Consider the following 25,826-nt stretch of genomic DNA (forward strand, 5'->3'; position numbering starts at 1 on the left):
CGGTCCTGCTACAGCTCGATCGTGACGGCGCGTGCCGCTTTGCGTGGGGCTACCCTTTCGGCCACGCCGCCGCGTTGATCATGACGGGTGTGCGCCGACGAGACGCCGGGGCGTGCGTGCCGACGCGCGGCCGCACAAGGACCCGGTTGGAGGGGTCCCGTGTCAGACGTACCGTCCGCACCACAACCACCGCAGGCCGACGGGCCGGACCCGGAGGATCGGTCCGGCCGCGAGACGCGCGGCCGCGAGCGGGATCCTCTCGACCGGAGCCCGGACGAGGGCCGGCACCGGATACCCGATCAGAGCGGGGACGAGGACGAAGGCCTGACGCACGAGCAGGCGAGCGCCGAAGCACAAGCCACGGCCCCGTCCGCGCCGGCTCAGGGGCAGAGCGCCGGTCCACGGCCAGGGCACGCGCCGGGGTACGGGCGGGCGCACGCTGCCACGCACGGGCCGACGCCGCAGTGGCACCAGCACGGGCAGCCGTGGCGCCCGCCGGCCCAGCCGCCCGAACCGTGGCTGGCCCACATACGACCGGGCCCACCGGTCGGCGTGCGCGTCGAGACGCTCTGGTGCGCCCTCGCCACCGCGATGCTCAGTGCCTGGCTGCTGGGTGACGGTCTCGGCGTGAACCTGCTGATCGTGGCCGTGCCGGCCACGCTCGCCGCCTTCTTCGCCGCCCGTTCCGCGGGCCGCCGGCTCCGTCCCTGGACGGCGCTCTGGGCGGTCGGCGGCCTTGCGCTGCTGGTCGTCCCCGCAGTGCGCGACGCCGGCTGGCCCACCTTCCTCGCCGTTGTCTCCGCTCTGGCGCTCGGCTCCCTCGCACTGCACGGAGGCCGCACCTGGCCAGGGGTTGTCTTCGGCTCGATCGGTCTGCTCGACGCAATCGTCACCGGTCCGGTCTGGGGCTGGCGCGGGCTGCGGGAGCGGGCTGACAGCTCACGCGGCCGCTGGGGGCCTGCCCTCCGCACGATCACCGTGGCAGCGGTCCTGCTCGTCGTGTTCGGCGCGCTGTTCGCCGGAGCGGACGCGGCCTTCGCCGATCTGCTCGGTGCACTGACGCCCGACGTTTCCGCCGTCGACAGCCCCTGGCGCTTCCTCCTGTTCCTCATCGGGCTCGCCGGTTCTCTCGCCGCAGCGCGTACCGCCGCCGCCCCGCTCCGCTGGGACCGGCTCACCCTGAGCCCCGGCAAGGCCAGGGGACGGGCCGAGTGGGCCCTTCCCCTGATCGTCCTCAATCTGCTCTTCGCCGCTTTCATCGCCGTCCAGCTCGCCGTCCTCTTCGGCGGATACGACAAGGTGCTGAGTGAGACGGGACTGACCTACGCCGAGTACGCACGTCAGGGCTTCTGGCAGTTGCTCTGGGCCACACTGCTCACGCTTGTCGTCATCGGCCTCGCCCTGCGCTGGGCGCCGCGCGACGGAGCCCGGGACCGCACCCTCGTGCGGGCGGTACTCGGCACGCTGTGCGTGCTCACGCTGGTCGTGGTGGCGTCCGCACTGCGCAGGATGGACCTGTACGTCGACGCGTACGGGCTGACGCGGCTGCGTGTCTTCGTGGGCGCGATGGAGCTGTGGCTGGGCCTGGTGATCGTACTGATCATCGCCGCGGGGGCCTATGGGAGCCGGTGGCTGCCGCGCGCCGTCGCGGCCAGTGCCGCAGCCGCCGTACTCATCTTCGGCCTGGCATCGCCCGATGCTCTGGTCGCGGAGCGGAACGTACAGCGCTACGAGAGGACGGGGAAGATCGACGTCGACTATCTGCGAGATCTGTCGGCGGATGCCGTCCCCGCTCTGGACGGGCTGCCGGAGCCGCTGCGCTCCTGCGCGCTGAAGACCGTCGCGCGCGATCTCGAGGAGGCGGACGAGCCCTGGTACGCGTCCAGTTGGGGCCGGACGCGAGCCCGGTCGATCCTGGAGAAGCGGCCGGCCGAGGCAGGCGCCCGGTCGTGCGCGGAGGACGGCCGGTACGGCGAAGTGCGTGACGAGTACGACGAGGACTCAGAGTTCGACGAGTACGACCCGGGCACCGGCATGGACTGATGGACCAATGGACTGAGCAGAGCCGTGCGGTGCGGTCCGTCCCCCCGTGGGACGGACCGCACCGCACATCACTCGAGCCTTCAGCGGAGCCCTCAGCCGAGCCCTCACTCGAGACATCAGCCGGAACAGTTCTCGAGAACCCCGCGCTACGCGACAGGTCCGCCTGCTTCTGCGTTCCCGCTGAGCGCCTCCAGATCGCTCTTGCGGACACGGATCACCGTCACCGCGGTGATCAGCGCCAGAAGCACCATCCCCACCGCCGCCATGAACGAGGTCGAGATACCTTCGGTCAGCACCTCGTGGCCCCAGGGCGCGGGCAGCTCATGCGTCTTGGCGAACTCAGCCTGCTGTTCCGGCGTCGACTGGGCCATGAACGACGGAACCTGAGTCTCCGCCTCGTCGCGGCTCGCCGTGCCGAACACCGTGACCAGAATGGACAGCCCCAGCGAACCACCCACCTGCTGCGTCGCGTTGAGCAGCCCCGAGGCCGCTCCGGCCTCGTGCTGCGCCACGCCCGAGACGGCGGTCAGTGTCAGCGTCACGAAGTTGAGGCCCATGCCGAAGCCGAAGAGCACCATGGGCCCGAGAATCCCGCTGAGGTACGAGCTCTCCGCGCTGATCAGAGTCAGCCAGAAGAGGCCCACTCCGGTGATCGCGGAGCCGGTGACCATGAAAGGCTTGGGGCCGAGCACCGGCAGCAGCCGCTGCGAGAGCCCTGCGCCGGTGATGATCGCGACCGTGACCGGCAGGAATGCGAGACCGGCCTCGATCGGGCTGTAGCCGAGCACGTTCTGCACGAACAGTACGATGAAGAAGAACATGCCGAACATTGCCGCGGCCAGGCTCAGCATGATCATGTACGTACCCGATCGATTCCGGTCAGCGAACATCCTGAGCGGTGTGATCGGCTCCCGGGCCCGCGACTCGACGACCGCGAAGGCGGCGAGCAGAACCACCGCCGCGCCGAAGGATCCGAGGGTGAGCGCGTCCCGCCAGCCTTCTTCCGATGCCCGGATGAATCCGTAGACGAGCGAGGCCATGCCGGCTGTGGAGGTCAGCGCACCCGCGATGTCGAAACGGCCCGGATGGCGCTCCGACTCGTTGATGTACAGCGGGGCGAGAAAGGCGATCAGAACGCCGATCGGGACGTTGACGAAGAGCACCCAGCGCCAGTCGAGCCACTCGGTGAGCATGCCGCCTGCCAGCAGCCCGATCGCGCCGCCGCCTGCCGAGACGGCCGCGAACACGCCGAACGCCCGGTTGCGTTCGGGCCCTTCGGGGAACGTCGTGGTTATCAGCGCGAGCGACGTCGGAGAAGCGATCGCGCCACCGACACCCTGGAGTGCTCGTGCCGCCAGCAGCTGCCAGGGTTCCTGGGCCAGGCCGCCGAGCAGTGAGGCGAGTGTGAAGACCAGGATGCCGGTCATGAACACCCGTCGGCGGCCCAGAATGTCACCGGCGCGGCCTCCGAGCAGCAGCAGTCCGCCGAAGGTCAGGGTGTAGGCGCTGAGCACCCACGAGAGGTCGGTGGTGGAGAAGTTGAGCGCGTCCTGGATATGCGGAAGCGCGATATTCACAATCGTCGCGTCGAGTACCACCATGAGTTGGCAGGCGGCGATGACCGTGAGGGCGATTCCAGGACGCCCCTCCCTGCGGGCTGTGCCCGGTCTGCGCTGTGCTTCTAATTGAGAGGTTGTCACTATGGGTCCCCCACACCTGAGTTAGTGAACGGATGCGTTCACCGAGTCGTCAACGGTAGTGACTCCCCAACAGTGAACGCAAGCGTTCACTGGCACTACCGCACTGCTGCGTTGGAGAGTTGTTGATGGTTACTTCGCGTCCTGCGGCCGCCGCTCGGTCGCAGTCGGCGTCAATGCGCCGCCGCGGACCTGTGCTGGAGCAGGCGATCCTCGACGCCGCGCTCGAGCAACTGAGCACGGTCGGCTGGAACGGACTGACCATGGAGGGTGTCGCCACCCTCGCCCAGACCGGCAAGGCCGCGGTCTACCGCCGCTGGCCCTGCAAGGAGGACCTGGTCGCGGATGCCCTGCAGGCGGGGCTGCCGGCCCTCGAGGACGCACCCGATCAGGGAAGCGCCCGCGAGGACCTGTATCACCTCTGTCGTCGGATGCGCGCGGCGATGTATTCGAAGCCGGGGTTCGCGCTTCGCTCTGTGCTTCACGAATGCGATTCGTCCACGGCGGAGCGATTCCACGCCCTGATCTTCAGCGGTGTCATCGAACCCTCGGTCCGTCTCCTCCGGCAGGTTGTGCGCCGCGGAATCGAGCGGGGCGACGTCCGGTCCGACGCCTTGGACGACCTGGTCTTCGATGTGATCCCCGCGATGATGATGTACCGCTCCAAAGTGTGCGGCAGCGAATGGGAGGACATGGACATCGCCGAGATGATCGATCGGGTCATGGTGCCCCTGCTCCGTCCGCGCGCGGGCTGAGCCGGGCGGCGAGCCGGGCGGCGGGCTGGAGAAGGGGATCCGGGGTTTTGTGGCCCGCCCGAGCGGCGTAACCTGTCTGGCGCCATGGCGTACGAACCACCCACCCACACCGTTGAGCGCTCGCTCCGGGCCACCACAGGTGCCAAGATCATCGCTGGAGTCGACGAGGTCGGGCGCGGGGCGTGGGCCGGACCGGTCACGGTATGCGCCGCCGTCACGGGACTGCGCAGGCCCCCTGCCGGGCTCACCGACTCCAAGCTGATCAGCCCCAAGCGCCGTACGGAGCTGGCGGAGCAACTGGAGGACTGGGTCACCTCGCACGCATTGGGGCACGCCTCCCCGGAGGAGATCGACGAGCTGGGAATGACCGCGGCTCTGCGTCTCGCCGCCGTGCGCGCGCTGGACGCACTGCCGGTGCGGCCGGACGCGGTCATCCTCGACGGCAAGCATGACTATCTGGGCCTGCCGTGGCGGGTCCGTACGGTCATCAAGGGGGACCGGTCCTGCGTCGCGGTCGCGGCTGCTTCGGTGATCGCCAAAGTGCGCAGGGACGCGCTGATGGCCGAGCTGGGGCTGGAGTCGGCGGCGTACGAACCGTTCGGGTTCGCCGACAACGCCGGCTATCCCTCGCCCGTCCACAAGGCGGCACTGGAGGAGCTTGGTCCCACTCCGTACCACCGGCTTTCCTGGGCCTACCTCGATGCGTTGCCGCAATGGCGGCATCTCAAGAAGGTCCGGATCTCCGTGGAGGCGGCCGCTCTGGAAGGCGGGGGCCAACTCGGCTTCGACTTCTGAACCGGCCGGCCCGACGACCGCTGTGCGGACCGGATGACCTGTCCGGTCGCACTTATGTGCCCACCCGCCGATGCCCGCCGCACCGGCGTTTGATAGACATCCATCATGCCTCTCATCCCCGAGGAGCCTCAGATTCACGAGAGTGCCCAGGGTCCCCGCGCCACTCAGGCCGCAGGCCGCACCGCGCCGACCCCCCGTCCCGTACCCGGTCCGCGTACCGCGGCCGCGCCCCGTCCCGGACGCCCGGGCCCCGGCCCGGCCAGGCCCGCGCCGCCCGCCCAGCGCACGCACACCTCCGCCGGGCAGCCCCAGTCACCGCGGCCGGAGAATCGTTCCGTGCCGCAGATCCAGCTCATTCCCGCCTCCGCCGAAGGCGCGCTCGACGCCGCCGGCGAGGCCGTCGACCTGCTGCTCGACTCCGGTCGTGCCCCCGGCGACATCCTCGTGCTGACCACAGGGGAACAGCACCCCTGGGCCGCGCATGAGCTGTCCTTCGGCGAGACCGCGTACTGGGCCCAGCACGACGCCGGCGACGACGTGTTCTACGCGGACGCCGCTTCGGCGGACCGTGCGTCGGCCCGTCCCGTGGTCGTCGTCGCCGTCAACGGCGGCAGCGACGACGGTGCAGCCCGGGCGCTGCCCGTCGCCATGGGCCGCGCGGGGGCGCTGTTCATCGTGTGCGGTGACCCGAACCGCATCAACGCGGCACTCGGCGCGGGTGTCTGAGCCGAAAGGCTCTGCGCGCCCGCCCCGGGGCACGCTGCCGTCCGGGCATCGGGCTGTCCGGTGTCACGACTGCCCTGCCGCGCCGTCCGTACCGTGTGCGCGGTGCGGTCGGCGCAACACCGGCGCCGCGTCGCACCGCGGGTCCCTGCCGGGCTGCAACTGCCCGAGCGCCCGCGGAGACGGTCCCCGGCTCGGTTCAGCGCGCCGCTGTGCGGCGCAGCGCTTCGGCGGCGCCGCTCGCGGTACGCAGGGGGACCGGTCCAGGATCGGCCACGATGTCTGCGAAACCATCAGTCAGGAAGTCGGAGTTGGGCCGGCGGCCGCCGCGTCCCTCACCCAGCACCTGCCAACCTCCGCGCGTCAGCGTGATGTACGCACCGCAGCGCAGCCCGTGCAGCGTGCACGCGTCCCGTAGCCCCCACATCCACGCACCGTCCTCCTCCGTCCAGCGTTCGTCGCCGTCGCGGCAGTAGAGCAGCACGGCGGTACGCACCGGAGCACGGCGGCGCAGGTCGTGCGGAATGACCCGGCGCAGATGCGCCAGCAGGGCGTTACGGAACTCCCAGCCGTCCACGGGGACGGAACGCCGGGCGAACGAAGCGCTGGCGGTGAGTCGTTCCTCATGGTCGAGCACGGCGACGACAGCCGTCGACGGCGTTGGCCGATGGCGGATGTGGAGGCCGCTCACGACCTCGCGCGGGTTGCGGAGCAGAGGTATTCCGGCTGCCGTCCACTCGGCGGGTTCGAGCAACCTGGCCAGGCGGCTGGCGGAATTGACCGATGGGTTGATCGAAGTGGCTGCGGACGAGGCGAATCCGAAGGTCACGGTCCTCCCTTCGCATACGCGCCCACAGTGCGGGCAGGGGTCGGGTGAGGGCGCACCGCGGCACAGCCCTTCCGGACCGCGATCGGACCGTGCGGGGGCAGTTCCAATTCTTGCGGGCCTACGGGCACGCGGCAACGAGCAATTGAGACCGCTGACTGGAATGAGCACTTATGGTGCTCATATCCCTGCCCATCCCGGCCCGATGTCACGCCCCATTCACGCCTGAACCGCGAGGACCAGCGGAAATACCCCTTCTGCCCCCGCTCGGCGCAGCAGCCGAGAAACGACGGCCAAGGTCCAGCCACTGTCCGAAAAGTCATCGATGAGCAGCACGGGACCACCGGCCGACTCGACAGCGCGGGCCAGATCGGGCGGCACGACGAGGGCCTCGTGCAGGCCGCGCACCCGTTGAGCGCTGTTCGTCCGCGAGATATGTGTGTCTTCCGCCCCCGGCGCGTATTCGACCGTGCCGAGGAACGGCATCCGGCCGACCTCGGCGATCCGGGCGCCGAGCGAACCGACAAGCTGCGGCTTGCCACGCGAGGCGACAGTGATCACCCCGACCGGACGGGACGTTGCGTCAGCAGCTCCGGATGCCCAGCCACCGGCCCCCTTGGCCCAGTCGGCCAGCACGCTCACGACGGCCTTCACCACATCGTCCGGCACCGGTCCGTCAGGAGCCTGAGGGGCGAGCATCGGGCGCAACCGGTTGCCCCAGCCGATGTCGGACAGCCGCCCGAGCGCCCTGCCCGTGAACGACTGTTCCCCGACGGGGATACGTCCCTTCAGGTCGATACCGACCGCTGCCAGCCCGGTGGGCCACATCTTGCGAGGCTCCACCTCCACACCGGGTCGGCTGAGCTCCCCGCGCGCCGCATCCAGGGCGGCGTTGGACACCCCGGCATCGAAGCGTGCCCCCGCGCAGTTGTCGCAGCGACCGCACGGGGCGGCCTCCTCGTCGTCCAACTGCCGCCGCAGGAACTCCATTCGGCAACCCACCGCCGACGCGTAGTCACGCATCGCCTGCTGCTCGGCCTCCCGCTGCCGCGCCACCCACGCATACCGGTCGGAGTCGTACACCCAGGACTGTCCGGTCGTGGTCCAGCCGCCCTTCACCCGGCGTACCGCCCCGTCCACGTCGAGGACCTTGAGCATCGTCTCCAGCCGCGTACGCCGGAGCTCGACCAGGGGCTCCATGGCGGGAAGCGAGAGCGGCCTGCCCGCCTGCGCCAGCACGTCCAGCGTGCGGCGCACCAGCTCTTCCGGAGGGAAGGCGACCGAGGCGAAGTACTGCCAGATCGCCTCGTCCTCCTTACCGGGCAGGAGCAGCACCTCGGCGTGCTCCACACCTCGCCCGGCCCGGCCCACCTGCTGGTAGTAGGCGATGGGTGAGGAGGGCGAGCCGAGGTGGACCACGAATCCCAGATCGGGCTTGTCGAAGCCCATGCCCAGCGCGGAGGTGGCCACGAGGGCCTTCACCCGGTTGTTCAGCAGATCGTCCTCGGCCTGCTGGCGGTCCGCGTTCTCGGTGCGGCCCGTGTACGACGACACGGTGTGACCACAGTGCCGCAGGTACGCCGTGACCTCCTCGGCCGCGGCGACCGTGAGGGTGTAGATGATTCCGGAGCCGGGCAGGTCGCCCAGATGGTCGGCCAGCCAGGCCAAGCGGTGGGCGGCATCGGGGAGCTGAACAACACTCAGGCTGAGACTCTCCCGGTCGAGCGGCCCTCTGAGCACCAGCGCGTCCGTGCCCGCGCCTGTCCCCAGCTGCTCGGCCACATCCGCGGTCACCCGTGCGTTGGCCGTGGCGGTGGTGGCGAGCACCGGAACACCCGGCGGAAGATCCGCGAGCATCGTGCGCAGCCGCCGGTAGTCGGGCCGGAAGTCATGGCCCCAGTCCGAGATGCAGTGTGCCTCGTCCACGACCAGGAGCCCGGTTGCCGCAGCGAGCTTGGGCAGCACCTGGTCACGGAAATCCGGATTGTTGAGGCGCTCCGGACTGACCAGCAGAACGTCGACCTCGCCGGCGGTCACCTCTGCCTGGACGGTGTCCCACTCCTCCGTGTTCGACGAGTTGATCGTCCGGGCGCGGATACCGGCCCGGGCCGCGGCCTCCACCTGGTTGCGCATGAGTGCGAGCAGCGGCGACACGATCACCGTCGGACCGCTGCCGCGCTCACGCAGCAGGGACGTCGCGACGAAGTACACCGCGGACTTGCCCCAGCCCGTCCGCTGCACGACCAGCGCTCTGCGCTTGTCGGCGACGAGCGCCTCGATCGCCCGCCACTGGTCCTCGCGGAGCCTGGCGGTGCCGGTGGCATCCCCGACGAGGCGTGCGAGTACGGAGTCGGCCGAGGCCCGGAGATCTGCGCGGTCTGCGTTGGTCATGCCCCCATGCAACCCGATGGGTCGGACAAAGCGCGAACGAGGCCGCCAGCCTGTGGATAACGTTATCCACAGGGGTCGCGGATCCGGGGCGGTCCGCGGGACCGTCGTGCCATGAACAAGCACCACGAACCCACCGGACCGGCCGACGAGCAGCAGCAGATCACGCTGCGCGGAGCTGCCGAACTGGCCGATGCCCTGCCCTACATGCTGGGCTTCCACCCGACTGATTCGATCGTGATGGTCGCGCTCCACGGCAGCCGCGGCCGCTTCGGCGGGCGCCTCAGACTGGGCATCCCGGAATCGCCGCAGGAGTGGCTGCCGGTCGCTCAGCACCTTGCCGAATGCCTCGTGGAAGGCAGCGAGCGGCGCGGCGCCCGGCCCGACGGCATTGTCGTCTTCCTCTGCCAGGACCCGGGAGAAGGAGAGACGGGCTCCGCGGTGATGGAGCGGCTGAGGCCGCTCGCGCAATGGCTCAGGACGTCCTGCGGCTCGCTCGACGTTCCGGTCCACGAGGCGCTCTGCATTTCGGGCGGCCGCTTCTGGTCGTACTGCTGCCCGGATTCCCGTTGCTGTCCGGCGGAGGGGACGGCAATGGCGATGCAGGGCACATCCGTTATGGCCGCGGCCGCGGCCTACGCAGGTATCCAGGTCCGCGGATCGCTGAGAGAGATGGAGGCGCGCCTGCAGCCCATGCCCACTCCGTCCGCGGCCGGTCAAGAACGAGCGCTCGATTCCGCGGGCGCCGCGCTCGTGCCCAGGATCCTGGACAGCCAGAGCAGAGAACAGGTCGGAAAGGAGACCCTTCGGCTCGCACGCAGGCTGATGAAGCGTCTGGGGGAGAGGGCGACCGTGGGCGTCGGTTGGTCCACGGCTGACGTGCGGGACGACAGGCTCATCTCGGACGACGAGGCGGCCGCGGTGATCCTCGGCCTCCAGGACCGGGACACCCGGGATCACGCGGCGGGCTGGATGGAGGGGCAGGAGGCCGATCGCGCGCTGCGGTTGTGGCGGGCGCTGTCGCGTCGGTGTGTCGGCCGGTACGGGGAGCATGCGGCCGCCCCGCTCTCCCTGGCCGGCTGGGTCTCCTGGTCGATCGGCGACGAACCAGGTGCGCGGGTCGCGCTCAGCCTGGCCCTGTGCGCCGACCCCGAGTACGTCTTCGCCCGGCTGCTCCACCAGGCCTGCAATGAGGGGCTGGACCCCGAGGCACTGCGCCGCTGTCTGCGCCAGGAGCGCGCCGCATCGGTGCCGCGTGCCTCGGCCGCTCCTGCTTCGGGCACCCCTGCCTCGGCCACTCCTGCTTCGCAGGCCTCTTCGGCCGCCCCTGCCTCGGCCGCTCCTGCTTCGCAGGCCCCCGCGTCGGAGCCCCGCGCCGCGGAGGCACCTGCTTCGAAGGACCCCGTTCCGGCGACCGGCGCCCGGGCGGTCACCGGATCCGAAGTTCCCGCATCCCAGGAACCGGGCTCGGCGGTCGGTCCCGTCGGTCCCGTCGGCCCGGTGGTCCCGGTGGGCCGCAACGCGGCGCGGCGGCCGGAACCGCAGCGGCCCCGGATGCCGCGCACGGCCGGCAAGCGGAAGAGCCCCAGGCCCGGCCCGTCGGCGCCTGCGGTGGACGCGGCGTCGAAGCGTCGTACCTCGTCCGACGCCGGCCCGGCGTCCAACGGGAGCCGGACGCGCTCGGCGAGGCGGGCCAGCCGACGCGGTACGGGGAGCGGGTGATGACTGGCGTGACCCCGCAGCGTGTGCGGCCGTTCACCTGTGTGGCGGTGTCGTGTACCCCGTGCCGCCGCATCCGAAGCGGCTGTCCGGAGCGCACAGAAGGCACAGCAGACCCCACATGCCCCCCAGCGACTCTCCTCAGGTCTCCACACCGGTCCGGCAACCCGGTATGGCCCGGGACACCATCCCCCCACCCCTGCGCACGGCACTCGTCGGCGAGGCGCCGGACGGCCCTGCCCGTGCCGCGTACGCCGGAGCCCTCGCATCGGGTTCGAGGCTGTCGGCGGGGGAGCCGCCGCCTCTGCATCACGCGCTCATGTGTGTCGCGTTGCCGAGCCTGGCCGTGTGCGCGGAACACGGCCAGCTCAACGGAGAGGGGCTGGAAGGCGTCTACCGTTCCGGCCGGAGGCTGCTCTCGCGCAGCCAGTTGCGGATCGCCGGACGGGAACCGGTCGTCGTGCAGGGAAGGCTCGTCTCGGCCGACCGGGCAACCTTCTTCGCCGTGGCTCGGACCCATGCCGGCGCAGGGCCCGATCCCGAGATCGGTGTGGAGCGGTCACGGGACGCCGACGGCAGCGAACGAATCGTTCTGCGCAGTTGGTCGGGCCGGACCGTCCGTCTCCCCGTCGAGCTGGCACTCGGCACCGACCTCGCGGAACTGGGCGCGGTGGCGACGGGCCGGGCAGGGCCCGAGCTGCCCGCAAGCGTCCATGACTCGGGCCTGCGCTGGTCCGCGGCAGGTGGCGCACACACCATCGTCACCGCCGTTCCGCCGCCCAAGGACGTGCTGGCCTCGGCGGGACTGCTGCGCTGGGAGTTCGAGCTGGCACCCGGCGAGACGCGCATCATCGAACTCCGCGTCCGCGCGGACCAGGCGGTACGTCCGTCCCAGCACAATCGAGCCGCTCCCTTGGCCGACGCGCAGGCGGAGGGCGACGATCCGCGCGTGGGGAGCTTCCTCCGGACCACACTCGGCGACCTCGGCGCCCTGCTCATCCGCGACCGCGATCATCCTTGGGACGCCTGTCCGGCGGCGGGTGTGCCGTGGCGCTGCGGGCTCGCCCCCGCGGAGGCCCTTTGGGCGGTCCGAATGGCTCTCCCAGTGGGCACACGACTGGCCGCGGCCACCCTGCGTACGCTCTCCAGGAGCCAGCTCGGCGGCAGGGGCCGGGAAGCCGGCCGCATGCCCGGACCGCTCCGGGACGCGGGGCCGCACCTCCCGCCCATTTGTACGGGAGTCGAGGCGACGCTCGCCTTCCCTGCCGTCCTCGCCGAAGCGTGGCGCTGGGGACTTCCCGAGCCGGAGCTGGAGGCGCTGCTCCCCACGGCCGAGCGTTGCCTGGCCTGGCTTCGCGGGGCTGTCGGCGACGACGGGCTGCTGTATGAGCCGGGGCCCGCCGGGATGCAGCGCGCCGAGACGCAGGCGCATGCGCACAGGGCCGCAGTGCTCGGTGCCGACCTGCTGGAGGCGTGCGGGCGGCCAGGAGCGGGCTGGTGGCGGGAGCGGGCCGCCGCCATGCGACGCAGCTTCCGGGCGGGGTTCTGGCTCGACGATCTCAGAGGCGGCCGGCCGGCGGCGGCTCGCGTCCGGTCCGGCCGGCCGGTGCCCCACCTGGGAGGGGCAGCCGCACACCTCCTGGACACGGGTCTCCTCGGCGGCGGCCGCCCGGCGCCCGGGCTGCTCGACAGGGTGCAGACCGAACAGCTGGCACGACTGCTCGGCGCTCCCGATCTGGACTCGGGCTGGGGTCTGCGGAGCCTGGGTGCGAAGGAGCCGGGACACAATCCGTTCGGCCACCGGTCCGGAGCGGTCCGGGTACATGAGACAGCCGTGGCAGTCGCGGGACTGGCCGCATGCGGCTACGAGAAGGAGGCGAGTTCCCTGCTCCGTGGAGTCCTCGACGCCGCGGAGGCCTTCGGCCACCGGCTCCCGGACATGTACGCGGGGGACCAGCGGACCGCCGGCGCGGTGCCGGTACCGCACCCCGCCGCGTGCCGCCCGGCGGCCGTGTCCGCCGCCGCCGGGATCCACCTGCTCACCACCCTCGTGGGCATCCGCCCGGACGCTCCGGCAGGCACGGTCGCTCTGCATCCGCTGCGCGGCGCTCCCCTCGGCGCCGTGCAGTTCACCGGACTGCGGGTCGCCGGAGAGCCCTTCGCGGTGCGGATCAGCAGGCTCGGGCTGTGCATGGTCGAGGAAGCCGCTGACGGACTCCAGTTGGGGGTGTAGCGGGATGGGACCGGCGTGTGAAGAAGTCGTTGTGCTGGATCACGAAGGGAGTGTTTATCGTCAGGAAGACGACTATGATCGCGGCATGTCGCCCTACGACCCGTCGGCCTTCCCGCCCTTCGCTGTCACCGTCGACCTGGTCGTGCTCACCGTGCGTCGCCATGCGCTGTGTGCCCTGGTGGTACGTCGCGGAGAGCCACCGTTCCAGGGCCGGTGGGCGCTGCCCGGGGGTTTCGTCAGGGCCGATGAGGATCTTGCGGCGGCGGCGGCGCGGGAGCTCGTCGAAGAGACGGGCCTGTGTGTGCACGACCCCGGTTCGCCGGCTCCCGACAACGGTGCCCACCTGGAGCAGCTTGCCACCTACGGCGACCCCAAGCGCGACCCCCGTATGCGGGTGGTGAGCGTTGCGCATCTGGCGCTCTCCCCGGATCTGCCGTCGCCTCGCGCCGGCGGCGACGCCAACAGCGCGCGATGGGCGCCGGTCGAGACTTTGCTGAACCAGGAGAACGGGGGACGGGAGGACGAGCAGTCCGGGCAGCTCGCCTTCGACCACGCGCAGATCCTGGCCGACGGGGTGGAGCGGGCCCGCTCCAAGATCGAGTACTCCTCACTGGCCACGGCGTTCTGCCCGCCCGAGTTCACGGTCGGCGAGCTGCGGCGGGTGTACGAGGCGGTGTGGGGCGTCGCCCTGGACCCCCGGAACTTCCATCGCAAGGTGACCGGCACTCCAGGCTTCCTCGTGCCGGCGGGCGGGACCACAACCCGGCAGGGCGGCCGTCCCGCACAGCTGTTCCGGGCCGGAGGCGCGACCCTGCTCAACCCGCCGATGCTGCGCCCCGAGGTCTAGAGCCTGTCGTTCGGATCTTGCCGGGCTCGCGTGCCCTGGCACGCACCCCAGAGCTTCGCCTGGGGGGACCCCCAGTCGCGTTGTCGTCAGTTGCCAATGTCCCCCGTAGCCCTTCGGGCACGGGAGGTGTCCCCACCGCAGTGGCTCCCTCCTCCGCCTTGTATCTGCACGCGCCAGACCCCGCTCGCCCCGCGGCGGTAGCCGCAGATGTCGCTGCCGGCCTGATCCGAACCAAAGGCCCTAGGGATCAGGCTGGGATCGTCCGCCGGACAGGCTCTGGGGCCGTCCGGAGCCCGTCCCCCGTCCCCCTGACGCGTTTCCGGTTCCGTCCGGCGCGGTACCCGTGGCGATCATCTCCCCGGCGATCTCGCCCGCAATGCCCTTGGCGATGGCCTCGGCGATGCTCATGGCGCAGTACGTGGCGCCACTGCGTGGTGATGCCCGGCGGCAGGGCTGACACCGTACTCGACGCTGCGTCAAAAGTCGGAAATGTCGCGTTATCTTGCTGGGTACCCGCATTCTGTCGCCCATCCGCCCTGCCGCCGAGCGGTTTCACCTCCCGTGGGAGAAGCGATGCTCCAGGCCATCGGACTCACCAGCACCCCTCGCCGTGACCTTCCGCCCGCCGTGGACGATCTGACTTTCGAGGCGCGGCCCGGCAATGTCACCGCGCTCCTCGGCGCCCCGGGCTCCGGCAAGACCACGGCCCTGCGCCTGATGCTCGAACTCGAGGCGGGCCGTGGCGTCACGTACTTCCGTGGGCGCCCGCTGCACGGCATCACCCGCCCCGCGCGCGAAGTAGGGGTGCTGCTCGGCGACGTACCGGGTCACCCGGCCCGTACCGCCCGCGGCCAGCTCCGGATGCTCTGCGCCGCAGCCGGAGTGCCCGTGTCACGCGCCGACGACATGCTCGAAGTCGTCGGCATCGGCGCCCTGCGCGACGCGCGTCTCGGCACGCTCTCCCTCGGCATGGACCGCAGACTGGGCCTGGCCTCAGCCCTGTTGGGGGACCCTCACACTCTCGTGCTCGACGACCCCGCCGAAGGGCTGTCGCCACGGGAGGAGAGCTGGCTCTTCGGACTGCTCCGCGCCCATGCAGCGCACGGAGGCACCGTCCTCTATGCGACCGCGGACCCCAAGGAGGCGGCTCGGACCGCGGATCGCGTCGTCACCATCGACAAGGGCCGCCTCGTCGCAGACCAGGACGTGGCGGACTTCGCCCGTACCCGGCTCCGGCCGCGCGTCGCGGTCCGTACCCCGCACGCCGCATGGCTTGCCGCGGTGGTCGGTCGTGAGGCGCGGGCCGCTCGGCGCTCCGTCGAGGTCGTCGCCGAGGGCGGCAACCGGCTCTCCGTCTACGGCAGCAGCTGTGCCGAGATCGGCGAGACCGCCTTCCGGCACGGCGTCCTCGTCCACCAACTCGCCGACGAGATCGGCGACGCCGGTCCGGCAGCCCAGCCCTGCGCCGCCCCACCCCGCGCCGCCCCCGCCCCTGCCACCACGACCCCTGCCGCCTCCTCCGCCCTGGACGAATCCGCTCCCGCCGCGAGCCCCGCGCAGTCTCCCCCCGCGGGGGACCCGTCGCCGCTTCCGCGTCTCGAGGCCCGCCCGCGCCGTACGCCGCTGCAGCCGCTGCGATACGAACTGCGCCGGCTCCTCGGCGTCCCGACGACCCATCTGATCGTGGCAGCCGTCCTCGTCGTCTCGGCCGGCCTCTCAGGGCTGCTCGGGCACTTCGGCCGCACCCCGCTGCCGGGCCTGCTCGCCGCCTGGCCCGGGCTGCTGCCACTGCCACCCGCCGCCCTCGGTGCCGGCCTGCTCGGCTCCCTCTCCTTCGGGGAGGAATTCCGCTACCCCGCGCTCGCGACCGGACGCGGAACCGTTCCTCGCCGCCTCGGGCTGCTGTGCGCCAAGCTCACGGTGACGGCCGGCGCCGCCCTGGTGATCGGGTTTCTCGTCGCCGTACTGGACGGCCAGGTCCTCCGTCTCCTGTACGGGGAGGACGTGGCGTCCCTGCCGGACAACTGGACCGCGCTGTCGGCGAGTTGGTCCGGTCTCCTGGTGGGCTGCGCCTGGTCCGGGCTGCTCGCCGCAGGGATCTTCCGGGTCACGGCCGCCGGAGTGGCGGCGGTGCTCGCCGTACCGGTGATGGTCGTGCCACTGGTACAGAAGGCGTTCGCGGGTCCGTCCGCGCGTTCGATCGCCGGACTCCCGGGCCGCTTGCGTGAGCTGGCCTGGCTGGAGTGGCCCTACGAGGTCGATCCCTGGCTGTCGGCCGGGCTGCGGATGCTGGCCCAACCCGTGGGCGCGGCACTGGCGTTGTCGCTGTCCGCCCTGCTCTGTGCGTACCTGTTCACCGGCCTTCGCGGCAGGGCCCGTTGGTGAACGTCTTGGGTCCGGGGGAGCGGTGAGCTGCTCGTAACTCCCAGAAGAATGACCGTTTCTTTCCGATAAGGCGTCAATTGCAGGGTGGGCGGCGATCACCCTTTCGTGTGCTTTTCACCAAAGACCTCAAGGGGTGCCGGAGCCACGCCGACAAAGGATGCGTGAGTACCCTTGCGCACACCATGATGACCGCCGCCCGCCCCGCCGAGTCCGGCCTCGCCGGCCCGGGCGACCTCGACCGATACCCCTACCCGGAGGCGCCCGGCGTCGACCGCGTCGGACCCCCGGCCTGGGACACCACGGAAGCCGAGCTGGGCCGGGTCAGCCGCCGCGCGGCGGGCAGCCGGGGCCGCGGGCTCCACGGTCAACTCGTCCAGCAGCTGGGCCAGATGATCGTCTCCGGCGACCTCGGGGCCGACCGTCCGCTCGTACCCGAGGAGATCGGCCAGCGATTCGAGGTCTCCCGCACCGTCGTCCGGGAGTCGCTGCGCGTCCTCGAGGCCAAGGGCCTGGTCAGCGCCCGTCCGAACGTCGGCACCCGGGTCCGTCCGGTCAGTGACTGGAACCTGCTGGACCCCGACATCATCGAGTGGCGCGCCTTCGGTCCGCAGCGCGACGACCAGCGCCGTGAGCTGAGCGAGCTACGCTGGACGATCGAGCCGCTCGCGGCGCGCCTCGCCGCAGGTCACGGCCGCGAGGACATCCAGCAGCGGCTCGGTGACATGGTCGAGATCATGAGTCATTCGTTTACGCAGGGTGACGGAATCACCTTCGCGCGTGCCGACGTCGAGTTCCATTCCCTCCTGATCCAGGTCGCCGGCAACCGCATGCTGGAGCACCTCTCCGGCATCGTCGCCGCCGCGCTCCAGGTCTCCGGGGGTCCGGCCGCCGGATGTGACCGCCCCTCCGAGGTGTCCCTCGCGCACCACGCCAGGATCGTCGACGCCCTCGCCACCGGGGATGCGCACAGTGCCGAGTCGGCCATGCGTCAACTTCTCACCGTCCACCCAGAGGTGGAGCGAGTCGTGCCCGCCCCGCGCGAGCACTGACCCGCGGGGGGCGCGGCCGGGGCGTTCCGAGGCGTACCCATCGTGTGTCGCCGGACCCTAGGGTCCGGCGACACGGATGTGGGGGCGAATACGGAGTGAAATCCCCATTTAGTCGTTTAGTCGCAAATGAGGTGTGACTCGGGCCACGCGGATTGGGCGTAACACTCCTTGAAACAGTGCGATGACCTAAGAGGTGACAGCCGAGGAGGGAATACAGACGCCGTTCATGGCGCTGTGCAGCTCTGAGGCTCAGCCCGCGCCGTCGGTACATCCCCAACCGGCGGTCGTCGGCTCCGGCCCGATCATGGGCGGGGCCGGAAGCCGTTTTCCATCGTTCCGAGAGGTTGTTCGTGTCGGCCAGCACATCCCGTACGCTCCCGCCGGAGATCGCCGAGTCCGAGTCTGTGATGGCGCTCATCGAGCGGGGAAAGGCTGATGGGCAGATCGCCGGCGATGACGTGCGTCGGGCCTTCGAGGCTGACCAGATTCCGCCAACCCAGTGGAAGAATGTTCTGCGCAGCCTCAACCAGATCCTCGAGGAAGAGGGTGTGACGCTGATGGTCAGTGCCGCGGAGTCGCCCAAGCGCACCCGCAAGAGCGTCGCAGCTAAGAGCCCGGCAAAGCGCACCGCCACCAAGACCGTCGCGGCCAAGACGACCGCGGCGAAGACCGTCGCGGCCGCCACCGCGGCACCGGCGGCCATGACCGACGAGATCGCGGCGGCCACGGCCGACGAGACCGCGGCACCCGCGAAGAAGGTGGCCGCGAAGAAGACCGTGGCCAAGAAGGCGACGGCGGCCAAGAAGACCGCCGCCAAGAAGACGACGGCGGCCGCGAAGAAGACCGCCGCCAAGAAGGACGCCGACGAGGGCATCGAGGGCGAGGAGCTGCTCGAGGAGGTCCAGCCCGGTAAGGGCGAGGACGAGGAGACCGAGGGCGAGAGCAAGGGCTTCGTCCTGTCCGACGAGGACGAGGACGACGCTCCCGCGCAGCAGGTCGCCGTCGCCGGTGCGACCGCCGACCCGGTCAAGGACTACCTCAAGCAGATCGGCAAGGTCCCCCTGCTCAACGCCGAGCAGGAGGTCGAGCTGGCGAAGCGCATCGAGGCGGGGCTGTTCGCCGAGGACAAGCTGGCGAACTCCGACAAGCTCGCCCCGAAGCTCAAGCGCGAGCTGGAGATCATCGCCGAGGACGGGCGCCGCGCCAAGAACCACCTGCTGGAGGCCAACCTCCGCCTGGTCGTCTCGCTTGCCAAGCGCTACACCGGCCGCGGCATGCTCTTCCTGGACCTCATCCAGGAGGGCAACCTCGGTCTGATCCGCGCCGTCGAGAAGTTCGACTACACCAAGGGCTACAAGTTCTCCACGTACGCCACCTGGTGGATCCGTCAGGCGATCACCCGCGCCATGGCCGACCAGGCCCGCACCATCCGTATCCCGGTGCACATGGTCGAGGTCATCAACAAGCTCGCGCGTGTGCAGCGCCAGATGCTCCAGGACCTGGGCCGTGAGCCCACCCCGGAGGAGCTGGCCAAGGAGCTCGACATGACCCCGGAGAAGGTCATCGAGGTCCAGAAGTACGGCCGCGAGCCGATCTCCCTCCACACCCCGCTGGGTGAGGACGGCGACAGCGAGTTCGGTGACCTGATCGAGGACTCCGAGGCGGTCGTGCCGGCCGACGCGGTCAGCTTCACGCTCCTTCAGGAGCAGCTGCACTCGGTACTCGACACGCTCTCGGAGCGCGAGGCGGGCGTCGTCTCCATGCGCTTCGGCCTCACCGACGGACAGCCGAAGACGCTCGACGAGATCGGCAAGGTCTACGGCGTGACGCGTGAGCGCATCCGTCAGATCGAGTCCAAGACCATGTCGAAGCTGCGCCACCCGTCGCGGTCCCAGGTGCTGCGCGACTACCTGGACTAGGACGTACCGCACGTACGAGGGCCCGGCTCCCGAGAGGGAGCTGGGCCCTCGGCCATTTCCGTGCAGCCGCCCTTTCAGGGCAGTCCCGCGCAGGTGCGGGCGGTGGCCCGCTGGCTGACTCTGAGTGGACGGAGTTCACCGGAGAGTCAGGAGGCCGCATGCGTCGCCCCATTACACGAGCACTGACGGGAGCCATGGCCCTGGCCGCGGCAACAGTCCTGGCGCCGCTGGCTTCCCCAGCCCCGGCCGCCGCCGACAGCGTCATCATCGGGGGTACGCCGGTGCGGTCCGCGGACAGCCCATGGGTCGTCGCCCTGTCCAGCCGTGACCGGTTCGGAGGTATCCGGGGCGGACAGTTCTGCGGCGGCGTGGTGGTGGCACCGACGAAGGTGCTGACAGCCGCCCACTGCCTCAGCCGTGAGGTGCTGGGCGCGGCCGTGAGCGAGGTCCGCGATCTGCGTGTCCTCGCGGGACGCGAGGACCTGCGGGGCGCCGGCGGCCATGAGATCCCGGTGCGGCAGATGCTGATCGCGCCTGGCTACGACCCGCGCACGAGCTCCTCGGACCTGGCTGTGCTCACTCTGTCGAGCGCGCTCCCGGCGAAGTACGTGATCCGGACGGCGGCCCCGGGCGATGCCGCGTATGCGCCGGACACCCCTGCGACGGTCTATGGCTGGGGCGATACGACAGGGGGCGGCAGCTATGCCTTCGCGTTGCGCTCCGCGCCTGTGCGCGTGCTGCCGGACGAGGTGTGTGCGCGCGCTTATCCCGGCAGCGCAGGAGGCCGTTACATGGCGCGCACGATGCTCTGTGCCGGTGATCCGGGAGGAGGGCACGATGCCTGCCAGGGGGACAGCGGAGGGCCGCTGGTGGCGCGTGGCCGGCTGATCGGGCTCGTGTCATGGGGGAGCGGCTGTGGCCGCGGGGACAGCCCCGGGGTCTACACCCGGGTGTCCGCGGTGCTTGCGTCGCTGGCGGACAAGCTGTGAGTACAGGAAGGCTCTGCGTAAAGGGGAATTGGTCACATTCCGAACGCGTGTGGTGACAGAGCCCCGGGATTCGGAATCTGCGGTTCACCCTGTTGATGTGAACGGATATGAGAATGGGCGGCCGCCCCTGGCGTGAGGGGCGGCCGCCCATTGGCCGGTCCGGGACCGACCGCTAGCTCGTCGTGGGATGCGAGGTCAGCGTTCGTCGTCGCCGGCGTTGGCCGGTACGACCGTCAGTCGGTCCGTCTCATCCTGTATCTCTGCGGCGATCTTCTTGAGTTCCGGCTCGAACTTGCGCCCGTGGTGGGCACAGAAGAGCAGCTCACCGCCGCTTGTCAGGACGACGCGCAGGTACGCCTGGGCGCCGCAGCGGTCGCAGCGGTCAGCGGCCGTCAGCGGGCTCGCGGGGGTCAGAACAGTAGTCACGTCGCCTCTTCTCTAGCTCGACGAGCTGTCGTACCAGGGTCAACATCCAACCAGGCCGAAAACGTTCCCGCTCGTGCCTTTTCCCTGAAACTTCTTCGTCAAGGTGGCTGTCTGCTGCCGGTTGGCGGCGAATGTGCCGTATTGCTTCGCTCTACGGTTTCGCTTGCTTGCCTTTGTCGTGCCGTCCTCCCCGGCTGGCTTGCCGGTTGTTCAAGAGGACGTGCCCGGAGCCTAAATGGTTCATGCCTCGAAGGGAACGTGATGTGCGCGTCACTCCATCGAGGGATCGAACGTGTATGCGACTCTGGACTAGCATGAGAAATCACGAGGGTGGCGTTACATCGGCTCTACCAGGCCTCGGTACCCTCTGACCGGCGACCGACGCCGGGCCTTTACCCCCACAGGGCCAGATTCAAATTCAGCGAGGAGCGAACCGCGTGACCGCCGAAACGTCCGTGCCGTCCAGTGCGGTACTGACCGCAGACCGTGACGGCTCCAACTACACCGCGCGGCACCTGCTCGTCCTCGAAGGGCTCGAGGCGGTCCGTAAGCGGCCGGGTATGTACATCGGATCCACCGACAGTCGCGGTCTCATGCACTGCCTGTGGGAGATCATCGACAACTCGGTCGACGAGGCCCTCGGCGGCTACTGCGACCACATCGAGGTGATCCTCCATGAGGACAGCTCGGTGGAGGTCCGGGACAACGGCCGCGGTATCCCCGTGGACGTCGAGCCCAAGACCGGTCTGTCCGGCGTCGAGGTCGTCATGACCAAGCTGCACGCCGGCGGAAAGTTCGGCGGCGGCTCGTACGCGGCCTCGGGCGGTCTGCACGGCGTGGGCGCCTCCGTCGTCAACGCCCTCTCGGCCCGCCTCGACGTCGAGGTCGACCGGGGCAGCGCGACCCACTCGATCAGCTTCCGGCGCGGCGTCCCCGGCATCTTCACCGAGTCCGGCCCCGACGCCCCCTTCGACCCGGCCAACGGGCTGATCAAGGGCAAGCGGGTGCCCCGGACCCGCACCGGCACACGCGTCCGCTACTGGGCGGACCGGCAGATCTTCCTCAAGGACGCGAAGCTCTCCCTGGAGACGCTCCACCAGCGGGCCCGCCAGACCGCCTTCCTCGTGCCGGGCCTCACGATCGTCGTCCGCGACGAGCGCGACCTGGCGGGCGAGGGCAAGTCGCAGGAGATCTTCCGCTTCGACGGCGGCATCAGCGAGTTCTGCGAGTACCTTGCGCAGGACAAGGCCGTCTGCGACGTCATGCGCCTCACCGGCAACGGCACCTTCAAGGAGACCGTCCCGGTCCTCGACGACCGCGGCCACATGACGCCGACCGAGGTCACCCGCGACCTCGCCGTCGACATCGCCCTGCGCTGGGGCACCGGCTACGACACCACGGTCAGGTCGTTCGTCAACATCATCGCCACGCCCAAGGGCGGCACGCACGTCACCGGTTTCGAGCGCTCCCTCACCAAGACCGTCAATGAGGTCCTGCGCTCCGCGAAGCTGCTGCGCGTCGCCGAGGACGACATCGTCAAGGACGACGCACTCGAGGGCCTGACCGCCGTCGTGACCGTACGGCTCGCCGAGCCGCAGTTCGAAGGCCAGACCAAGGAGGTCCTCGGCACCTCCGCGGCCAACCGGATCGTCGCCAACGTCGTGGCCAAGGAGCTCAAGGCATTCCTGACCTCGACCAAGCGCGATGCCAAGGCACAGGCCCGGGCTGTTCTGGAGAAGGCCGTCGCCGCGGCGCGCACACGTATCGCCGCGCGCCAGCACAAGGAGGCGCAACGCCGTAAGACGGCCCTGGAGTCGTCCTCGCTGCCGGCCAAGCTCGCGGACTGCCGCAGTGACGACGTCGACCGGAGCGAGCTCTTCATCGTCGAGGGAGACTCCGCGCTCGGCACGGCCAAGCTCGCCCGGAACTCCGAATTCCAGGCGCTGCTCCCGATCCGCGGCAAGATCCTCAACGTCCAGAAGTCGTCCGTCTCGGACATGCTCAAGAACGCCGAGTGCGGCGCGATCATCCAGGTCATAGGGGCAGGTTCCGGCCGGACCTTCGACATCGACGCGGCTCGGTACGGCAAGATCGTCCTGCTCGTCGACGCCGACGTCGACGGCGCGCACATCCGCTGTCTGCTGCTCACGCTCTTCCAGCGCTACATGCGGCCGATGGTCGAGGCCGGCCGGGTCTTCGCGGCCGTTCCGCCGCTGCACCGGATCGAGCTGACCCAGCCCAAGAGGGGCCAGGACAAGTACGTCTACACGTACTCGGACAACGAACTGCGCTCCACACTGCTCGAGTTCCAGCGCAAGGGGATCCGCTTCAAGGACTCCATCCAGCGCTACAAGGGCCTCGGCGAGATGGACGCCGACCAGCTCGCGGAGACCACGATGGACCCGCGCCACCGCACGCTTCGCCGGATCAACATCGGCGATCTGGACTCCGCGGAGCAGGTCTTCGATCTGCTGATGGGCAACGAGGTGGCGCCGCGCAAGGAGTTCATCACGAGCTCCGCGGCGACGCTCGACCGCTCGCGCATCGACGCCTGAGGCCGGCCCGGGCAGAGGTTTCCTCGCCGGCCCGAGCGGAGAGAACTGGGCCCCGCCCCTGGGCGGGTGGGGCATCCATCACCTGATGGGGTGAAGAGACAGGAGAGCAGAGTCCTGGATCTTCCCGCTATGTCCATCCTTGTGCATGCGGCCGAAACGGTTCGCTGACAAGGAGAACAGAGCGTGGAGAAGCAGGAAGGCCGGGACGCCGGGGCAGTGCAGCTCGACGACCCGTGGTACGACGCGCTGGCTTCCGGCTGGGGCGAGCTGGACGGGTCGGGAGCACCCGTGCCCGCAGTGCCGCCCGGGGCCGCGGGCACGGAGCACCACCACAGCGCGACGGACATCTATCTGGAGGTGCGGCGCAGCGCCGCCTTCCAGGAAGTGCGCAGCCGCTACCGGCGATTCGTCGTGCCCGCGACCCTCGCCTTCTTCGTCTGGTACGTGGCGTACGTCATCGCCGCCACCACCGCACCCGGGCTGATGGCGAGGCCCGTCGCCGGCGCGGTGAACGTGGCGATGGTGGCGGGCCTCGGTCAGTTCCTCAGCACATTCCTGCTGACCTGGGCCTACGCCCGGCATGCCCGGCTGCGCCGGGACCGCGCGGCGCTCGATCTGCGGTGGACCGTCTTCGACCGGACCCACGACCAGGAGATGACGCGGGGGAACGAGCGTTGACCGACGACCACCAGACTCTGGCGCTGCTGCTGTTCAGCGCGTTCATCGCCGTGACCCTGGCGATCACCACATGGGTGAGCCACAATCGCCGTGGCTCGGCGGAGGAGTTCTACGCGGGCGGGCGCCTGTTCTCGCCCATGGAAAACGGGTTCGCCATCGCCGGCGACTACATGTCCGCGGCTTCCTTCCTCGGCATCTCCGGCCTCATCGCGCTCTACGGCTACGACGGGATGCTCTACTCCGTGGGCTTCCTCGTCGCCTGGCTGGTCGTACTGCTGCTCGTCGCCGAACTCGTACGCAATTGCGGCCGGTTCACGCTCGCGGACGTGGTCGCCGCCCGGATGAGCGAACGCCCGGCCCGTATCGCGGTGGGAACTTCCTCGGTCACCGTGTCCGTTCTCTATCTGGTGGCGCAGATGGTGGGGGCAGGGAGCCTGGTCGCTCTGCTTCTGGGCGGGACGAGCGATGCCGCGCGCTCATGGACCGTCATCGGTGTCGGCGCCCTGATGGTCGTCTATGTGTCGTTGGGAGGGATGCGAGCCACCACCTGGATCCAGATCGTCAAGGCCGTGCTGTTGATGGCGGGAGCGGTCGCGCTCACCGTGCTCGTACTGATCCGTTTCCACGGCGACTTCAATCAGCTGCTCAACTCCGCGGCCGAACAGAGCGGCCACGGCAGGGACTTCCTCTCGCCGGGCCTGCGGTACGGCGGCGACTGGACCGCGCGCCTGGACTTCATCAGCCTCGGGCTGGCACTCGTCCTGGGCACCGCGGGCCTGCCCCACATCCTGTCGCGCTTCTACACCGTGCCGACCGCACGGGCCGCCCGTCGCTCCGTCGTCTGGTCCATCGGGCTGATCGGCGGCTTCTATCTGATGACGATCGTCCTCGGCTTCGGCGCCGCGGCCATTCTCGGCACCGACGAGGTACGGGCGTCGAACGCGGCGGGGAACACGGCGGTTCCGCTGCTCGCCCTCGACCTCGGCGGGGGAGCGGGCTCCACCGGGGGCACCGTGCTGTTCGCCGTCGTCGCGGCCGTGGCCTTCGCGACGATCCTGGCCGTCGTCGCCGGGATCACGCTCGCCTCCTCGGCCTCGGTCGCCCATGACCTGTACGCCTCGCTGAAGCGCCGCCATGCGAAGCAGTACAGCGAAGTCGCGGTGGCGCGGGTCGCGGCGGTCGGGGTCGGAGCGGCCGCGATCGCCCTCGGCCTGCTCGCCCGCGATCTGAACGTCGCCTTCCTGGTCGGGCTGGCCTTCGCCGTCGCCGCTTCGGCCAATCTGCCGGTGCTGCTCTACTCGTTGTTCTGGCGGAACTTCACCACGCGAGGTGCGGTGTGGTCGGTGTACGGCGGGCTGCTTCCCGCACTGCTGCTGGTGCTGCTCTCCCCGGTCGTGTCGGGCGGCCCGGAAGCCCTGTTCCCGGGCATGGACTTCCATGTCTTTCCGCTGCAGAACCCGGGTGTGGTCTCCATCCCGCTGGGCTTCCTCGCGGGCTGGATCGGCACGGTCACATCGTCCGAGGAGCCGGACGAGGCGAAGCACGCGGAGACTGAGGTACGGGCGCTGACCGGGGCAGGTGCGGTGTGAGGACCGACAGGACGGGCACGGCCTGATCCACACGATCCGCCGGACGAATCCCAGGGGGTGTTGATCACGAGTGCTGAACAAGGCTCGTGATCAATACACCTAGGTCGTGTCTGAGACATAGCGCCGTCCGCCCGCAGGGCGGGGCGCGCGGCGTCCGGTGCGTGCAATCGCAAGGCGGTGGGGGCACCTCCCAGGCGCAGCTCTGGGGGA

19 protein-coding genes are annotated in these 25,826 nt (G+C 70.2%); 14 read left to right on the top strand and 5 right to left on the bottom strand.

The annotated features are described in order from the left end of the window. Positions 1-159: 159 nt before the first annotated feature. On the top strand, positions 160-2,043 hold the full coding sequence (locus tag ACZ6ZQ_RS29600; RefSeq protein ID WP_469771570.1) for a DUF4153 domain-containing protein: 1,884 nt from the start codon (positions 160-162) through the stop codon (positions 2,041-2,043). Positions 2,044-2,189: 146 nt separating this feature from the next. Here the strand turns inward: ACZ6ZQ_RS29600 and ACZ6ZQ_RS29605 are convergent, their stop codons facing one another. Then, positions 2,190-3,743, bottom strand: a complete 1,554-nt coding sequence (locus ACZ6ZQ_RS29605; RefSeq protein ID WP_469771571.1) for an MFS transporter — start codon at positions 3,741-3,743, stop codon at positions 2,190-2,192. A gap of 125 nt (positions 3,744-3,868) precedes the next feature. Between ACZ6ZQ_RS29605 and ACZ6ZQ_RS29610 the strand changes: the two genes are divergently transcribed. The 3 genes from ACZ6ZQ_RS29610 to ACZ6ZQ_RS29620 all read left to right on the top strand — a co-directional run bounded on the left by ACZ6ZQ_RS29610 (position 3,869) and on the right by ACZ6ZQ_RS29620 (position 6,016). Further along, on the top strand, positions 3,869-4,495 hold the full coding sequence (locus ACZ6ZQ_RS29610; protein WP_469771572.1) for a TetR/AcrR family transcriptional regulator: 627 nt from the start codon (positions 3,869-3,871) through the stop codon (positions 4,493-4,495). Positions 4,496-4,579: 84 nt separating this feature from the next. Beyond that, positions 4,580-5,290: a ribonuclease HII gene (locus ACZ6ZQ_RS29615; RefSeq protein WP_469771573.1), complete on the top strand. Its 711-nt coding sequence runs from the start codon at positions 4,580-4,582 to the stop codon at positions 5,288-5,290. A 105-nt stretch (positions 5,291-5,395) separates the two neighbouring features. Further along, positions 5,396-6,016, top strand: coding sequence for a hypothetical protein (locus tag ACZ6ZQ_RS29620; RefSeq protein WP_469771574.1), 621 nt, complete (start codon positions 5,396-5,398; stop codon positions 6,014-6,016). A 196-nt stretch (positions 6,017-6,212) separates the two neighbouring features. Here the strand turns inward: ACZ6ZQ_RS29620 and ACZ6ZQ_RS29625 are convergent, their stop codons facing one another. Beyond that, the gene (locus ACZ6ZQ_RS29625; RefSeq protein WP_469771575.1) at positions 6,213-6,842 is read right to left on the bottom strand and encodes a hypothetical protein; all 630 of its coding nucleotides are present in this window, start codon (positions 6,840-6,842) and stop codon (positions 6,213-6,215) included. A gap of 216 nt (positions 6,843-7,058) precedes the next feature. Then, positions 7,059-9,230: a RecQ family ATP-dependent DNA helicase gene (locus ACZ6ZQ_RS29630; protein ID WP_469771576.1), complete on the bottom strand. Its 2,172-nt coding sequence runs from the start codon at positions 9,228-9,230 to the stop codon at positions 7,059-7,061. A 111-nt stretch (positions 9,231-9,341) separates the two neighbouring features. Between ACZ6ZQ_RS29630 and ACZ6ZQ_RS29635 the strand changes: the two genes are divergently transcribed. The 3 genes from ACZ6ZQ_RS29635 (at position 9,342) to ACZ6ZQ_RS29645 (ending at position 14,026) form a co-directional block, all read left to right on the top strand. Continuing rightward, positions 9,342-10,949, top strand: a complete 1,608-nt coding sequence (locus ACZ6ZQ_RS29635; RefSeq protein ID WP_469771577.1) for a DUF4192 domain-containing protein — start codon at positions 9,342-9,344, stop codon at positions 10,947-10,949. A gap of 118 nt (positions 10,950-11,067) precedes the next feature. Further along, positions 11,068-13,179 (top strand): amylo-alpha-1,6-glucosidase, encoded by a 2,112-nt coding sequence (locus tag ACZ6ZQ_RS29640; RefSeq protein WP_469771578.1) that lies wholly within the window; start codon positions 11,068-11,070, stop codon positions 13,177-13,179. 85 nt (positions 13,180-13,264) lie between these two features. Continuing rightward, on the top strand, positions 13,265-14,026 hold the full coding sequence (locus ACZ6ZQ_RS29645) for an NUDIX hydrolase (protein ID WP_469771579.1): 762 nt from the start codon (positions 13,265-13,267) through the stop codon (positions 14,024-14,026). A 240-nt stretch (positions 14,027-14,266) separates the two neighbouring features. On the opposite strand, the gene ACZ6ZQ_RS29650 is transcribed toward ACZ6ZQ_RS29645, so the two are convergent. Continuing rightward, positions 14,267-14,434: a hypothetical protein gene (locus ACZ6ZQ_RS29650; protein WP_469771580.1), complete on the bottom strand. Its 168-nt coding sequence runs from the start codon at positions 14,432-14,434 to the stop codon at positions 14,267-14,269. A 165-nt stretch (positions 14,435-14,599) separates the two neighbouring features. Here ACZ6ZQ_RS29650 and ACZ6ZQ_RS29655 point away from each other — a divergent pair, with 165 nt between their 5' ends. The 4 genes from ACZ6ZQ_RS29655 to ACZ6ZQ_RS29670 all read left to right on the top strand — a co-directional run bounded on the left by ACZ6ZQ_RS29655 (position 14,600) and on the right by ACZ6ZQ_RS29670 (position 20,368). Then, positions 14,600-16,411, top strand: coding sequence for an ATP-binding cassette domain-containing protein (locus ACZ6ZQ_RS29655; protein WP_469771581.1), 1,812 nt, complete (start codon positions 14,600-14,602; stop codon positions 16,409-16,411). A gap of 161 nt (positions 16,412-16,572) precedes the next feature. Continuing rightward, positions 16,573-17,460: a FadR/GntR family transcriptional regulator gene (locus tag ACZ6ZQ_RS29660; protein ID WP_469771582.1), complete on the top strand. Its 888-nt coding sequence runs from the start codon at positions 16,573-16,575 to the stop codon at positions 17,458-17,460. A 350-nt stretch (positions 17,461-17,810) separates the two neighbouring features. Next, the gene (locus tag ACZ6ZQ_RS29665) at positions 17,811-19,379 is read left to right on the top strand and encodes an RNA polymerase sigma factor (protein WP_469771583.1); all 1,569 of its coding nucleotides are present in this window, start codon (positions 17,811-17,813) and stop codon (positions 19,377-19,379) included. A 158-nt stretch (positions 19,380-19,537) separates the two neighbouring features. Beyond that, positions 19,538-20,368 carry a S1 family serine peptidase gene (locus ACZ6ZQ_RS29670; RefSeq protein WP_469771584.1) on the top strand — a complete coding sequence of 277 codons (831 nt, stop codon included), beginning with the start codon at positions 19,538-19,540 and terminating at the stop codon, positions 20,366-20,368. A 195-nt stretch (positions 20,369-20,563) separates the two neighbouring features. Here ACZ6ZQ_RS29670 and ACZ6ZQ_RS29675 read toward each other — a convergent pair whose 3' ends face one another. Continuing rightward, entirely contained in the window at positions 20,564-20,794 is a 231-nt protein-coding gene (locus ACZ6ZQ_RS29675) for a DUF7455 domain-containing protein (RefSeq protein ID WP_469771585.1), read from the bottom strand. A gap of 437 nt (positions 20,795-21,231) precedes the next feature. Here ACZ6ZQ_RS29675 and ACZ6ZQ_RS29680 point away from each other — a divergent pair, with 437 nt between their 5' ends. The 3 genes from ACZ6ZQ_RS29680 to ACZ6ZQ_RS29690 all read left to right on the top strand — a co-directional run bounded on the left by ACZ6ZQ_RS29680 (position 21,232) and on the right by ACZ6ZQ_RS29690 (position 25,616). Beyond that, positions 21,232-23,349: a DNA gyrase/topoisomerase IV subunit B gene (locus tag ACZ6ZQ_RS29680; protein ID WP_469771586.1), complete on the top strand. Its 2,118-nt coding sequence runs from the start codon at positions 21,232-21,234 to the stop codon at positions 23,347-23,349. Between the two features lie 183 nt (positions 23,350-23,532). Then, positions 23,533-24,027 (top strand): DUF485 domain-containing protein, encoded by a 495-nt coding sequence (locus tag ACZ6ZQ_RS29685; protein WP_469771587.1) that lies wholly within the window; start codon positions 23,533-23,535, stop codon positions 24,025-24,027. Continuing rightward, a complete protein-coding gene (locus tag ACZ6ZQ_RS29690) occupies positions 24,024-25,616 on the top strand; it encodes a solute symporter family protein (RefSeq protein WP_469771588.1) in 1,593 nt (530 codons plus the stop codon). The genes ACZ6ZQ_RS29685 and ACZ6ZQ_RS29690 overlap by 4 nt, the downstream gene beginning before the upstream one ends. The last annotated feature ends 210 nt before the right edge of the window (positions 25,617-25,826 follow it).

The sequence above is a fragment of the Streptomyces sp. NPDC053673 genome (genome assembly GCF_055585225.1).